Raw genomic sequence first — 13,447 nt, 5'->3', positions numbered from 1 at the left:
CAGACGCGCGGGAGTGGCTCAGCCGGTCGAGCGCCGGCGGGTCTCGGGGCGCACGCGCTCGTCGACGTCGACGGCGCCGCAGGCGGCCAGCAAGCTGGCGATGTTGGGAGCGTCGATCTCCCGCGTGCGCACGGTGACGACCGCACCGCCGCGGTTGAAGGCCTCGGAGAACTTGCTGGCCTCGCCCTGGGGGATGCCCATCTTGACGAGCGCGGGGGCCAGCCAGTCGCTCTTGTCGACGTCCTCGGCGCCGACGCTGCCGAGCGCGCCGAGGATCGGGCCGGCGGCCAGCACGGGGCCGGCGTAGGGGACGCCGAACGCGGCCAGACCGAGGACGGTGCTGAGGGCGCCCGCGGCGATCTGCCCGGCGTGCGGCGGGGCCTCGTGAAGGGTGGCGAGGTCGTTGGCGACCACGCTGATGTCGCTGTGGTCGTACTTGCGGAGGAGCAGAGCGTCGACCGCGTACTTGGCGTCGGCTGCCGTGTCGAACAGCGCGATCACCGTCTTCATGCCCATGGTCATGCGCCGGCCTTTCGTGGGAGTGCAACAATGTATGGAGTCGATCGGCGGGGCAGGCGAAGGTCGTGCCCGCGGAGGGTCCGCAGGGCGCCGGCGCGGGCGGTCCCGGCGGGCTCGGCAGGGGCGACCTCGCGGTTCGCGCTGCTCGCATTCACGGTCGGGCTCGCCATGCGTCGAGCTCGGCCGTGAGGGGCACACGATCGTCAGCGGGCCGACGATCGCTCCAGCGCCCGCTCGAGGGTGGGCAGCAGGCGCTCGCGCCGGAGCGCACCGCCGACCTCGACGATCGTGCCGTTGCCGTCGACGAGGACCGCGGTGGGGACGCCGGAGAATCCGAAGCGCTCCATGACCTCCTTCTCGCGCCCGCGTCCGACGAATGCGTGCGTCCACGGCATCGACCAGTGCTTCTCGCGGAAGGCTTCGACATCGCCGGGGCTCTCGTCGAGCGAGACGAACACGAACTCGATCTTCGGCCGCTCGACCGGCCCGAGCCGGCGCATGCCATCCTTGCCCTTTCCAGGCCTGGCGCCGTTCACGTGCGCGTATGCGGCGTGCAGGCCCGGTATCTCGCTCACGCAAGGGGCGCACCAGGTCGCCCAGAATTCGACGAGGTAGAGCCGACCCTCGCGCCCGGCTCGCGTGACCGGACGGCCGTCTGCGGCGAGCGCCGGGAACTCGAATTCGGGGAATGGTTTGCCCCGCTGAAGGATGCGGTCGGGGTCGAAGCGCTGCGCGAGGGACTTCGGCTCGTGCATGCCGGAGAAGCGGGGGCCGCGAGCGAGGGCGTACAGCTCGGCGATCCGCGCGTCGTCATTCCGCTGGTCGGCGCGGTGGATGAGGAAGGAGATCGCACGAAGCGCCGTGTTCGGGTCCGGGTTGGCCTGCATGCGGCCGAACCACGCCTCGACGCGCGCCGAGAATGCCGCGTCGGCGGACTGGAGCACGCGACCGAGCAGGGAGTTCACGTTCCTGAACAGTCCGAGGCGCGGATCATCCGGGACGACGCGCTCCAGGAGCCACTCGGCGCGCGTCCGTGCGGCCGCGTCGTCGTCGTACGCCGTGAACAGCTCGAGGTGCGCGAGGCGCAGCAGCATCTGTGCGTCGGCGGACTCGGCGGCGTCGGCGTCGGCGTCGGCCTCGGCCGCGAGCGCGGCCATCGCCGCCTTCTCATTCTCGGTCGGGGCGAGGATCTTGCCGTCCTCTTGCAGCATGGTGTCGCGCAGCCGTGCCTCACGGACACGCCAGCGGTCCCGGTACGCCCGCAGCGCGAGGAGCTCGGGCGGCTCACCGCTCCACGTCAGCGCTGCTGCCTCTCCGGCGGGCGGCAGCGCGGTGAGATCGAGCGCGAGCGCGTCACGACCCGCGAGGGCGACCACCGACCAGTAGTCGCCGCCGCCGTCGCTCTCGTAGGTGTCGGCGAGCGGGCCGTTGTAGGTCCGCCCGTTGCCGCCTCGGAGCTGATAGCGGAGCTTCACGGCGTGCTTCGGCTTGTCCGACAGATCGAGCCGGTAGGTGCCGTCGGCCTCGCGTACGGCGGTCTTGTTGCCCGTGGCGATCGGTTTGCCGTCGGCCGCGAGCAGCTCGGTCCTCAGCAGCAGCGCGTCGCCGGGGTCGGCGCGCTTGTAGGTGCCGAGGTTGCCGCGGACCTCGACAGCACGTTCGACCAGGATCGTCTGCGCGAATCCTGCGTGATCGATCGCGGCGATGCTGAACATGTAGATGCCGGGCTCGACCTCGACGCGGAAGCTGCCGTCCTCCGCCAGCGTCCCCTTCGCGGTCGGCTCGATGAAACCCATGCGCTGAATCGTGAACTCGGCCGCCCGCAACGGCCGGCCGTCGTGAGCGCGCAGGCGTCCGCCGACCGTGACAGCGGCCCGCGCCTCGCCGACTTCCTTGACCGGTGCAGCGACGGTCGACGGCGTCGGGCCGACCGACAAGTCGGCCGCCGCGCCGCACCCTCCGAGCACCAGCCCCCATGCAGCGATGCCGGCTCGGGCCCAACTGGTGGCGAATGCGAGACTCATGGATCCGGCCATGCGGAAAGACCGAGCACAGGGCGTGCCAGCGCACGGCCGGGGCCAGCCGCAAGAGATCGCATGTTGGCGCGACCGGGTGGCAGGCCATCGTGACGCGGGCGCCGTCCTGGCGGTGCCAAAGCGGCACTGGAGAAGCGCCGGACGTCGCGGGCACGGTCGCCACGGAGGAGCGCGATCGAGCCGGTAGCGCGGGCGGCCAGGATGCTACGATCCCCGGCGATGTACGCCGGCTTCCTCGACCTCACCTGCCCGCTGCACTGGACCGTCGACGGGGCGCTCTCGGCGGACGATTGCGCGGGGTACGTGGCGAGGATGCGCGCGGGCCAGGCCGAGGTGGCGCCGATCGTCGGGGCCGGCGGCGGGCCGGTGGTCGAGCCGGAGACCCGCAACAACACCCGGGTGATGTGGGACGACGCCGACGAGGCGGAGGCGCTGCTCGACCGGGTGCGCGCGCAGGTGCCGACGCGGCTGTCGGGGCAGGTGCTGGCGGGCGCCAACCCGCGGCTGCGGCTGTACCGCTACGGGCCCGGCGAGCGCCACGGGGCCCACTGGGACACGATCGTCGAGCTCGCCGACGGGGTGCGCAGCCTGCTGACGCTGGTGTTTTATTTGAACGAGGGCTTCGAGGGCGGGGCCACCGATTTTGTCGAGCTCGACGCCGTCGTGACGCCGCAGACCGGCCGCGCGCTGCTGTTCCAGCACCGGGTGCTGCACCGCGCCTGCGAGGTGAAGCGCGGCGAGAAGTTCGTGCTACGCACCGACGTGCTGTACCGACCGGCCGAGTGAGATGTTCGAATGAACATGTTCTACGGGGCATGTCGTAACGGGCATGTGCATTGGGTCATGCTCGATGAGGCATGTTCGTGAGAACATGTCCTTGAAGCGGGCGTCACGGCCGCGACCTGCGCCGGGCAGCGGGGCACGGCCGGGCAGCGGGGCCGCGTCCGGCGTCGCGGCCGGCGCGCGGGTCCGGGTTGCGCACGGGCGCCTCGGGCCCTAGATCGACCCGGCCATGGCGCAGGCGGACACCGGGCGCGGGTTCGATGCGGCCCACCTCGCCGACGTCGTGGTCATCGCCGACGCCGAGCTCGTGCGCCTGCGGCAGGCCGCGCGCGTGACCTTGACGGCGATCGCCGCGGCGGCGCTGCTGCACTGGCTGGCGAGCGCGCTCGGCCAGCCGACCAGCGTCGCCCTGGTCGGCATCAACGTGGCGGTGATGGGATTGGCGGTGGTCAACGATCCGAGCCCGCGGGCCCAGCGGATCACGACCGCCCTGGTGGCGCCGGTGGCCTGCGCGGCGCTGGTGCTCGGCTCGCTGGTCCACGGCCACGCGTGGCTGCGCGACGGGCTGTTCCTGGCGATCGCGTTCGTCGCGGTGCTGGTGCGGCGGTTCGGCCCGCGCGGGCTGGCGCTCGGGATGATCGCATTCCTCGCCTACTTCTTCGCCCTGTTCTTCCGCGCCGCGCCGAGCCGCCTGCCGCTGATGCTCACGAGCGTCGGCATCGCCGCGGCGCTGGGCTACGCGGCGCGCTTCTGGGTGGTGCGCGAGCGGCCGGAGACGCGGCTGCGGCTGCGCCTGGCGGCGCTGCGGCGCACGATCGCGGTGGCGCTGCGGCAGCTGGCGGCGATCGTCGCCGAGGGCCGCGAGGGGCCGCGGGCGATCCGGGCGCTGCGGCGCACGCTGGGGGCGATCAACGAGTCGGCGCTGGCGATCGACGAGCAGATCGATCGCGTCGATCCGGCGAGCCCGACGTCGGCGGCGCTGCGCGAGCAGGTGTTCGCGCTCGAGCTCGGGCTGCAGGAGGTCGCGGCGGCGGCGGTGGCGGCGACCGTGCTCGGACCGCCGGCGCGCGAGGCCGCAGCGGCGGCGTTGATGGCCGCGCGCGCGGCGGTGCACGCGGGCGACCCGGCGGCGGCGGGCCAGGCGATCGCGGCGCTGACGAGGGCGACGCGCGCGAGCTGCGAGCTCGAGAAGGCGCTGCGCTCGCTGCTGGCGGCGCTGCAGCTCGACGCGCGCGTGCCGAGCCCGCGCGGGAGCGACGAGCCCGGGCCGGCCGCGCCGACGCCGAGGCCGACGTGGACCTGGTCTTTGAGACAGGCGGCGCAGGCGACTCTGGCGGCCGGGCTGGCGCTGGCGGCCGGGCACGCGATCGCCAGCGAGCGGGCTTACTGGGCGGTGATGGCGGCGTTCATGGTGTTCAGCCGCGCCAACACCCGCGGCGCGGTGCTGGTGCGCGCGTGGCAGCGGGCGATCGGCACGATCGTCGGGGTGATCGTCGGCCTGCTGGTGGCGCACGCGATCCAGGGCATGGTCGGGCTCGAGCTGGGGGTCCTGTTCGTGTGCATGTTCGTCGCCTATTACACGCTGCAGTTCGCCTACACATGGATGGTGGCGGCCCTGACGACGCTGATCGCGGTGCTCTACAGCCTGCTCGGGCTGTTCTCCGACGAGCTGCTGTATCTGCGGGTGATCGAGACGCTGGTCGGGGCCAGCGTCGGCGCGGCGGTGGCGATGCTGGTGTTCCCGGTGTCGACGCGCGCGACGATCCGCGCCCTCATGGTCGAAGCGCTGGGCCTGCTCGCCGACGACCTGGCGGTGGTCTACACATTGCCGGGGCCCGAGCGCGCGAGCCGGCGCGCGGCCGCCCGCGCGCTCGACCGCAAGCTGCGAGACGTGCGGACGGAGGTGCAGAACGCCGCCGGGGCGGTGTCGCTGCGGGCCGGCCGCGAGACGAGCCGGCTGTTCTTCGCGTTCGCGACGGTGTGCTTCCACGCGCGGCCGCTGCTGCTGTTCGACCCACGCGCGCTCGACGAGGTGGCGATCGCCCGCGCGCACGCGGTCGCGCTGCGCCTGGCGGACCGCGCCCGCGGCCTCGCCGACGACCTGGCCGCCGGTCGGCCCCCGGCCGCGCCGCGAGCCATGGGGTCCGCCGATGCGTCGGACCCGGCCCTGCGCGGGCTGGCCCGCCTCGACCACGCGATGTCGAAGTTCGCCCGGGTGGCCCGCGAGACGCGAGCGCCGCGGACGAAGGCCCACGAGCCGCGCCCCGCCGTGGCCCCGCCGCGCTGAACGAGCGGTGCCATGAATCGCGGGGCGCGGCGACGGGTGCCGCGAATGCTCTCAATCACCGCAGCGTGCGCGGGTCGACCACGCGCAGGCCGGTGTGGGCCGGGCCGGCGATCACCTCTCCGCGGCGATCGAAGCGTGAGCCGTGACACGGGCAATCCCAGGTCTTCTCGAGGTGATTCCACGCCACCGAGCCGAGCAGGTGGGGGCAGGCGGCGTTGCAGGCGTGCAGCTCGCCGGTGTCCTCGCGGTACACGGCGATGCGCGACAGGCCCGAGCGGAGGATCGCGCCCGCGCCGGGGGCGACCTCGGCGACCGACGAGACCTCGCCGGGGCGCAGCCAATCGGCGTACTGCGCGGCGACGTTGGCGTTCTCGCGCAGGAACTCGCCGGCGGCCCGCAGCGGGTGCCGGCCGGGGGCGTAGAGCTGCTGCCATTCGCTGGCCTCGCCGCAGATCCGGGCAGACAGCATCATCGCGGCGATCGTCCCGTGCGTCATGCCCATGCCGGAGTCGCCGGTGGCGATGTAGACGTTGGCGGCGCCGCCCGGATCGGGGCCGATGTGGGCCAGGCCGTCGAGCGTCTCGAACACCTGGCCCGACCACTGGTACCGCCGCTGCTGCACCGCCGGCACGCGGGCGCGGGTCCACGCCTCGAGCGCGTCGAAGCGGCGCTCGCCGTCGTCGGCCTGGCCGGTCTTGTGATCTTCGCCGCCGACGATCAGGATGTCGCGGCCGTCCGCGCCGGGCTGGAGGCGGATGTAATGATAGGGGTCCGCGGTGTCCCAGTAGAGCCCGGGCGGGACGATGCCGGCGGCGATCTCGAGGCCGATCGCATAGGTGGTGTAGGACGCCTGCTTGCTGTGGATCGCGAACAGGTCGCAGATCGGCGAGCAGGTGGCGACGATGGCGGCGCCGCTGCGCACGCGGTGGCCCTGCGCGGTGGTGACGACGACCTCCTCGCCGCCGGCGACGCCCTCGACGCGGGTGTTGCCGAAGATAGCGACGCCGCTGCGCACCAGCGCGGCGCACAGGCCGGCGAGGTACTTGAGCGGGTGGAACTGGGCCTGGCCGGGGAAGCGCAGGCACGGGCCGCCGAACACCGGGGCCTCGTCGAGCGCCTCCACGTCGCGCCAGCCGAACGCGTGGACCGTCTCGAGCTCGCGGCGGAGGATGTCGGAGTCGTGCTCGGGCGCGAGCCACAGGTAGCCGTCGCGGCGGGCGAACTCGCAGTCGATCGCCTCGTCGTTGGCGATCGCCGCGATGAGATCGATGGCCGTCGCGTGGCTCTCCCACGCCATGCGCGCGGCGTCGAGTCCGTGCACGCGGGCGAGCTCGCTGAAGCGGTCGTCGAGCGCGCTCGCCAGGTGCGCCGTGGTCCGCCCGGTGTTGCCGCGGCCCGGCTGCTGGCTGTCGAGGACGACGACGCGACGGCCGGCGCGGACCAGCCGCAGCGCGGCCGTCAGCCCGACGATGCCGGCGCCGACGATGCACACGTCGGCCTCGATGTCTTGCGTGAGCGGGGCGAAGCTCGGCAGGTCGCAGGTGGCCTGCCACGAAGACATCGTACCTTCCATGGATTGTTCGCGCGTCATGCCCGGAATGTTGCCGGATGCGCGCGATGGTCAAGCGCCATTCGTCGCGTCACGCGGCGCCGCGCTGCTCGCCGAGGATGGACGCCCATACGCGGTCGCGCTCGGTCTCGAAGGCGGCGCCGAGCCGCTGAGCCTCCTGCGGGTCGAGCACGCGGCGCGCCAGCGGGAACAGCTGGCGCTGCTCGTCCTCGACGTGACGGCCGACCAGGTCGGCGAGCACGCGGGCGCGGGCGGCCCAGGCGTCGCCGCGCGGGACCATGGCGGCCATCTCGTCGAGCAGCGCGTCGACCTGGCCGTGCTCGCCGGCGCTGTCTCGGGCCTGCGCGGCGGTGCGTGGGTCCTCGGCCAGGCGCCGGTAGAGCACCGCCTCCTCGGCGCGGGCGTGCGGCACCAGCTTGAGGCGGATGCGCATCAAGAGGTCAGCGGCGATGCGGCCGCGGGCCGGCGCGAGGTGGTGCAGCAATTCGACGATCTCCTCGTGCTCGCGCGCGAGCAGCTCGTAGATCTCGGGGCTTTGCATGGGGCCCTCCTGCTGCCGCTATTTGGCCGCGGTGACCGGCTGGGTGTCGCCGCCGCGCGGGCGAATGACGCCACAGGCGATGCGCGCCCCCGAGTTGCCGGCCGGCTGTGAGGTGTAATCGTCGGGCGCCGCGTGGACCACCACCGAGCGGCCGAGGATGCCCCGCGCGCCGGTGTCGAGGGTGAAGCCTTCGAGGTTCATGTCGAGCGTGGTCTGCTTGCCGCTGCCCGCGCCGGCCAGGTTGCCGAGGTCGCCGGCGTGGTGCTTCGGGGCCTTGGGCGCGCCGTGATCGCTGCTATCGGGGTTGAAGTGCTCGCCCGCCGACTTGCCGTCGGGCGCCGAGCAGTCGCCGAACTCGTGGATATGAAACCCGTGGTCGCCGGTCTGGAGGCCGTCGATGCGCGCCTCGACGTGGATCTTGCCGTTCTTCGCGGTGAAGGTGACGGTCCCGCCGACGGCGCTGGCGCCGAGCGGGGCGAGCTCGGCGACGGCCACGACCTCGTCGGACTTCGAGGCGTTGCAGCCGGTCGGGCCGGCGAGGACGAGCGAGAGGAGGGATACGAGCGAGGCTGTGGCGAAGTCTCGTGACATGATTCACCTGAGGCCGGGTCGAAGAGGGAATCGAAACACCGTCGAGCCCGGACGGGCGACAGCGACGGGTGACGCCGGCAACTATGATCACGCGCCCGCCCGCGGCTCGCCCCGCGCCACCGACCCGAAGCACCGCGGCGGCGCTTGCGGGCGAATCGCGCGGGCCGGAGGTGAAGTCGCGGATCTCCGGAGTGCCGCAATTCGGCCGCCACGGTCCGCCGTTGCGCAACTCGCGTCGAGGCGGGCCCGCCGCCGCCATGACCGGTGATTCGGCGACGGACTCAGCCGTGGAACTTGCGCCGTAAATCGCATCACTCGCCGCAAACGTCGCCCCGGGCCGCCCGCGCGGACGCGCGCTCGCCTGCGTTCGCCGTCCTGTCCGCGCCGGGCACCAGGGGAATGGGCAGGCCCACCCTGTCGCACCCCGAAAGCCCCGCAGGAGCCCGGCGCCGGGGACTTGACGCGGAGCGCGCTGTTTTATAACTTGCTAGTCGCCAGCAAGTAAGGTGAGATGAGCGACGAAGGCTTTGACAAGTCCCGCCTTTGACAAGAGAAAAAACGCTCGATGATTTCCGAGGCAAGACGGCGGACCCAGGAGGAGCGCACTGCGATGTCCGAGCAATTGATGACGGAGGCCGCCGTGAGCCTGCTGGTGGAGCGAGGCATCGCCGGCACCACGCTCGCCGGCATCGGCGAGCGCTCGGGTTATTCGCGCGGGCTGGTCACGCATCGCTTCGGCTCGAAGGCGGGGCTCCTGGCCCACGTGCACGACAGCATCGCCGCCGAGTGGCTGCGACGGGTGCAGGGGGTGGTCGGTCGCGCCACCGGCGTCGCTGCGCTGCAGCGGGTCACCGACGCGCTCTACAAATTCATCGTCGACGAGCCGCAGGGGCTGCGGGCGATGTACCTGCTGCGCTACGCCAGCATCGATCCGAGCGCCGAATACCGGGCCAACGTCGCCAAGCTGAACAAGGCCCACGTCCGCGCCCTCACCCGGTGGATCGAGGAGGGCCAGGCCCACGGCGAGATCGCGGCCGGCGTCGCGCCGGGGCTCGCTGCCGAGCTGTTCGCCAGCGTCGTCGACGGCCTCCTCTACCGCTGGCTCGTCAACCCCGACATCCCCGTCAAGGAGCTGCACGCGCTGATGCGGGCGCACATCTCCCGCGCCCTGCGAGCCGCCCAGGCCTGACATTCGCGGCGTCGCCCGCCCGGGCGACGCGCTCGGGGCATGAGCCCCCCAATGCCCATTCCGGCGCGCCGGAATGACGATAGTCCGCCCATGTACAGTGTTCTCGTCAGCTCCATGCAATCGGGCCCGTGCGCCCGGCGCCCGCCGTGGCGGCGTGGGAGCGCGACGTGGCGCGGGGGCGCAGAGGTCCGGACCGAGGTACGCAGCGGAGCGCCGGCGAGCGGGTGGGCCCGCCGTCGCTGCGAGCGGCGGCGCGACGGTCCAGGAGGAGGAGTACGCGATGGCATCGATGACGCAGAGAACGTGGATTGCAGCGACATGTCTGGCCCTGGCCGCCTGCGGCGACGGCGACCCGCCGGCCCAGGGCAGCGACGGCGACGGCAGCGACGGCACGAATGGTGGCAGCGCGAGCACGACGGCGGACACCGCCGGCCCGGGCCCGACCGAGGCCAGTGATTCGGGGGTCGACCCGCCGACGACCGGCTCGTCGCACGGCGAGGCGACCACCGACGGCGACGACCCGCCGCCGGCCGCCTGCGCTATGGGCTACCCGATCCCCGGCAGCGAGCAGGTCCAGGGCGACGCCGCCGCGGGCTATCACGCCCTCCTCAACGAGGGCTACGTCTCGTGCGGGATCCCCTTCGTTTTGTTTCCGCTGGCCGCCCCGCTCCTCGGGTCGTTCGGCGAGGGCGAGTCGCTCCCCGGCCGCACCGGCAAGAACGCCCAGGTGCCCTACAACTGGACCGTGCACACCTCGAAGAGCAGCGGCGCCGAGATCGTCTCGCTCAATTGCCTCGAGTGTCACGCCGGCAAATTCAACGGCGAGCTGGTCATCGGCCTCGGCAAGGCCGACGCCGATTACACCGAGCAGATCGGCGGATTTCTGGCCGAGATCCCGATCCCCGGCATCCCGATCCCGGGGCTCGAGGAGCTGACGCGCATGGCCCAGCGCTACCAGGCCGTCGGCGACTACACGCGCATGCTGGTGGTCGGCACCAACCCGGCGGACTCGCTGGCGGCGGTGCTCTCGACGCGCCATGACGCCAACACGCTCGAGTGGCTCGACGAGCCGAACACGGTGGTGCCCGAGGTCATCTTGCCGGTCGACACGCCGCCGTGGTGGCACACCAAGAAGAAGCACGGGCTGTTCTGGAACGGGATGTCGCGCGGCGACCACCGGGCGACGATGATCTACGCCAGCGCCCTGTGCACCGATTCGGTCGAGGAGGCGGAGGGCATCTTCTCCTACTTCAACAACATCCGCGCGTTCATCGAGTCGGTCGAGGCGCCGAAGTACCCGTTTGCGATCGACGCGGAGCTGGCCGCCCAGGGCCAGGAGATCTTCGTGCGCGACTGCTCGTGCTGCCACGGCACGTATTCGGACGATCCAGCGCTCGAGACGTACCCGAACATGTTGCTGCCGCTGGCGACGATCGGCACCGACCCGCTGCTGGCCTTCGAGGCCGACGCGCGCCCGTTCGCCGATTGGTTCAATTCATCGTGGTACGGCGACGTCGGCCAGCTCACCACCGGCGACCCGTTCGTCGGCTACGTGGCGCCGCCGCTCGACGGCATCTGGGCGAGCGCGCCGTACCTTCACAATGCGTCGGTGCCGACGATCGAGCTGGTGCTGAACAGCAAGGCCCGGCCGAAATGGTGGCGCCGCGAAGACTACGACAGCACGAACTACGACCCCGAGGCGGTCGGCTGGCCATGGGTCGAGCTGCCGTACGGCCAGGACGGGGCGCCGGCCGACGAACGCAAGCACGTGTACGATACGACCATCACGGGCCACTGGAACACGGGGCACCCGTTCGGTGACCACCTCGATGCGCAGGAGCGACGGGCGGTGATCGAGTACCTGAAGACGCTGTGAGACGGCAGCAGCGGCGGGCTCGCGCCTCACGAGGCGGGAGCCCATGCGCGAGCCGGCGGGTGGAAGTGTCATACGTGTCCACCCGCATCATCTCCGCAGATGAAGACCCAGCCGGCGAGGCTGACGCTCATCCGACCCGAGAAGCGTACTTCCACTGTCTTCGATAACAGCGTTTGTGTGCCACCTATGCTCGCCTGGCGCGCGCTGGAAGATCGGCGAAGAAACCTCTATCCTCGGGCCATAGCCAGTGCGTCGCGGGACGCATGTATTGGGAGCGGGCATGACGGCCGATGACAGGTTCGACACGAGGATCGACGTACAGACATACAGGCCAGCGGCGATCAAGAAGGCCGCCTATCGGGTAGCGGAGCGGTGCACGGTCCGCCTCGAACCATCGGACTCGGACGAGCCGATCCTGCGCTTCACGTTTCCGCCGCGGACGAGCGATACCGCCGCTGCGGAGGCCGTCCGAGTCTTCTACCAAGAGTTGCTCGACGAGGAGCTTCGCGCTCAGCTTCACGAGGAGACGGACGCGTTGCGGTCCCTGATCCTGGCGCACGCGTTCTCGCGCACCGACCTGCTGCAGCGCTGATGAACCAGCTCGCCGACACTTTCCGCGATCGTTCCGCCTTCGCGCCGAGCGGCCCCTATCGGCTGCTGCCGGCCAGATTTTCTCGGCTCGACGACAGGCGTTACGTGATCACCAACGACGTGGGGGAGTACGTCGTCCTGGAGCGGCCCGCGCTGCAGGCGCTGCTCCGGCACGAACTGCAGCCGGGCACACCGCTGTACGCCGACCTCAAGAGCCGACACTTCCTGTTCGACGGCGAATCCAGGGTCGCGCTCGATCTGCTCGCGCTCAAGTACCGAAGCCGGGCGGATCGGATCGCCGACTTCACGGCGCTGCACATGTTCGTGGTCACGCTGCGCTGCGACCACACCTGCAGCTACTGCCAGGTCTCGCGCCAGATGGAGGAGAAGAGCCGCTTCGACATGAGCCAGGCTCACGCCGACCGGGCAGTCGAGTTCGTGTTCCGCAGCCCCTCGCCCGCGATCAAGATCGAGTTTCAAGGCGGAGAGCCCCTGCTCAACTTCGACTTGATCCGCCACGTCGTACTTCGGGCCGAGTCCCTCAATCGGGAGCACGGACGCGACCTCGTGTTCGTCATCGCCTCGAACCTGACCCGCTTGAACGACGAGATCCTGGATTTCTGCAAGGGGCACCGGATCTACTTCTCGACGTCCCTCGACGGTCCCGCGGATCTGCACGACGAGCGCCGGGCTTTGCCGCGAGGTAGCAGCTACCGCGCCGCGGTCGACGGGATCCAGCGCATCCGAGAAGCGCTCGGGCCTGACGCGGTAGCAGCCCTGATGACGACCTCGCCCGGGAGCCTGCCGCGGGTGCGGGAGATCGTCGACGAGTACGTCAAGCAGGGCTTTCACTCGATATTCCTGCGCAGCCTGAGCCCTTACGGTTTCGCGGTGCGCACGAGTCTGGTCCGCCGCTACGACGTGGACGACTGGGTGAAGTTCTACGTCGAAGGGCTCCGGCATATCATCGACCTCAACCTCAGCGGCTATCCCATGCGCGAGGAATTCGCGGCCATCCTGCTGCAGAAGATGTTCGCGCCTGTCGGCAACGGCTACGTCGACTTGCAATCGCCGGCGGGGCTCGGGATCGCGGGCATCATCTACAACTATGATGGGGCGATCTATGCCTCCGACGAGGGGAGAATGCTCGCGGAGATGGGCGATCACACCTTCAGACTCGGGCATCTCGACGAGGACTCCTTCGAGGAGGTCATGACGAGCGATACCCTCGTCGACCTGTTGAAGGATTCGATGCTCGAGGGCCTGCCGATGTGCAGCGACTGTGCCTTCATGCCCTACTGCGGGTCTGACCCCGTCTTTCACAAGGCGACGCAGGGAGACGTGATCGGCCACAAGGCGTTCTCGTCCTTCTGTAAAAAGCAGATGGCCGTGCTCCGCCACCTGATCGCCCTCATGGAGGACGACGCGTCCGCCCGCCGAGTCCTGCAGAGCTGGATCTGAACC

Annotated in this window: 11 protein-coding genes; 6 read left to right on the top strand and 5 right to left on the bottom strand. The window is 71.1% G+C overall.

The features are described 5' to 3' along the window. Positions 1-18 precede the first annotated feature (18 nt). Positions 19-510: a hypothetical protein gene (locus tag POL25_RS31715; RefSeq protein WP_272090019.1), complete on the bottom strand. Its 492-nt coding sequence runs from the start codon at positions 508-510 to the stop codon at positions 19-21. Positions 511-722: 212 nt separating this feature from the next. Next, positions 723-2,543, bottom strand: coding sequence for a TlpA family protein disulfide reductase (locus tag POL25_RS31710; RefSeq protein ID WP_272090018.1), 1,821 nt, complete (start codon positions 2,541-2,543; stop codon positions 723-725). A gap of 231 nt (positions 2,544-2,774) precedes the next feature. On the opposite strand from POL25_RS31710, the gene POL25_RS31705 reads away from it, so the two are divergent. Further along, complete coding sequence (locus POL25_RS31705) at positions 2,775-3,341, top strand: prolyl hydroxylase family protein (protein ID WP_272090017.1); 567 nt, start codon at positions 2,775-2,777, stop codon at positions 3,339-3,341. A gap of 226 nt (positions 3,342-3,567) precedes the next feature. Next, positions 3,568-5,625, top strand: coding sequence for an FUSC family protein (locus POL25_RS31700; RefSeq protein ID WP_272090016.1), 2,058 nt, complete (start codon positions 3,568-3,570; stop codon positions 5,623-5,625). Between the two features lie 55 nt (positions 5,626-5,680). Here the strand turns inward: POL25_RS31700 and POL25_RS31695 are convergent, their stop codons facing one another. The 3 genes from POL25_RS31695 to POL25_RS31685 all read right to left on the bottom strand — a co-directional run bounded on the left by POL25_RS31695 (position 5,681) and on the right by POL25_RS31685 (position 8,327). Beyond that, entirely contained in the window at positions 5,681-7,186 is a 1,506-nt protein-coding gene (locus POL25_RS31695; protein ID WP_272090015.1) for an FAD-dependent oxidoreductase, read from the bottom strand. A 79-nt stretch (positions 7,187-7,265) separates the two neighbouring features. Next, complete coding sequence (locus POL25_RS31690) at positions 7,266-7,736, bottom strand: hemerythrin domain-containing protein (RefSeq protein ID WP_272090014.1); 471 nt, start codon at positions 7,734-7,736, stop codon at positions 7,266-7,268. 18 nt (positions 7,737-7,754) lie between these two features. Continuing rightward, complete coding sequence (locus POL25_RS31685) at positions 7,755-8,327, bottom strand: superoxide dismutase family protein (protein WP_272090013.1); 573 nt, start codon at positions 8,325-8,327, stop codon at positions 7,755-7,757. Positions 8,328-8,937: 610 nt separating this feature from the next. Between POL25_RS31685 and POL25_RS31680 the strand changes: the two genes are divergently transcribed. The 4 genes from POL25_RS31680 (at position 8,938) to hxsB (ending at position 13,444) form a co-directional block, all read left to right on the top strand. Beyond that, complete coding sequence (locus POL25_RS31680) at positions 8,938-9,516, top strand: TetR/AcrR family transcriptional regulator (protein WP_272090012.1); 579 nt, start codon at positions 8,938-8,940, stop codon at positions 9,514-9,516. A 289-nt stretch (positions 9,517-9,805) separates the two neighbouring features. Then, positions 9,806-11,392 carry a c-type cytochrome gene (locus tag POL25_RS31675; RefSeq protein WP_272090011.1) on the top strand — a complete coding sequence of 529 codons (1,587 nt, stop codon included), beginning with the start codon at positions 9,806-9,808 and terminating at the stop codon, positions 11,390-11,392. Between the two features lie 280 nt (positions 11,393-11,672). After that, positions 11,673-11,984, top strand: coding sequence for a His-Xaa-Ser system protein HxsD (gene hxsD / locus POL25_RS31670; protein WP_272090010.1), 312 nt, complete (start codon positions 11,673-11,675; stop codon positions 11,982-11,984). Further along, positions 11,984-13,444 carry a His-Xaa-Ser system radical SAM maturase HxsB gene (gene hxsB / locus POL25_RS31665; protein WP_272090009.1) on the top strand — a complete coding sequence of 487 codons (1,461 nt, stop codon included), beginning with the start codon at positions 11,984-11,986 and terminating at the stop codon, positions 13,442-13,444. The genes hxsD and hxsB overlap by 1 nt, the downstream gene beginning before the upstream one ends. Positions 13,445-13,447 lie beyond the last annotated feature (3 nt).

Source organism: Nannocystis bainbridge (genome assembly GCF_028368995.1).
Taxonomy (GTDB): Bacteria; Myxococcota_A; Polyangia; order Nannocystales; family Nannocystaceae; genus Nannocystis; species Nannocystis bainbridge.
Note: the sequence above shows the minus strand (reverse complement) of the source record. Positions and strands in the feature narration are given on the sequence as shown.

Coding starts and splice junctions, on each gene's coding strand:
- POL25_RS31690 (WP_272090014.1), bottom strand. CDS start 7,736: ATGCAAAGCCCCGAGATCTACGAGCTGCTCGCGCGCGAGCACGAGGAG.
- hxsB (WP_272090009.1), top strand. CDS start 11,984: ATGAACCAGCTCGCCGACACTTTCCGCGATCGTTCCGCCTTCGCGCCG.
- POL25_RS31675 (WP_272090011.1), top strand. CDS start 9,806: ATGACGCAGAGAACGTGGATTGCAGCGACATGTCTGGCCCTGGCCGCC.
- hxsD (WP_272090010.1), top strand. CDS start 11,673: ATGACGGCCGATGACAGGTTCGACACGAGGATCGACGTACAGACATAC.
- POL25_RS31685 (WP_272090013.1), bottom strand. CDS start 8,327: ATGTCACGAGACTTCGCCACAGCCTCGCTCGTATCCCTCCTCTCGCTC.
- POL25_RS31680 (WP_272090012.1), top strand. CDS start 8,938: ATGTCCGAGCAATTGATGACGGAGGCCGCCGTGAGCCTGCTGGTGGAG.
- POL25_RS31695 (WP_272090015.1), bottom strand. CDS start 7,186: ATGTCTTCGTGGCAGGCCACCTGCGACCTGCCGAGCTTCGCCCCGCTC.
- POL25_RS31710 (WP_272090018.1), bottom strand. CDS start 2,543: ATGAGTCTCGCATTCGCCACCAGTTGGGCCCGAGCCGGCATCGCTGCA.
- POL25_RS31700 (WP_272090016.1), top strand. CDS start 3,568: ATGGCGCAGGCGGACACCGGGCGCGGGTTCGATGCGGCCCACCTCGCC.
- POL25_RS31715 (WP_272090019.1), bottom strand. CDS start 510: ATGAAGACGGTGATCGCGCTGTTCGACACGGCAGCCGACGCCAAGTAC.
- POL25_RS31705 (WP_272090017.1), top strand. CDS start 2,775: ATGTACGCCGGCTTCCTCGACCTCACCTGCCCGCTGCACTGGACCGTC.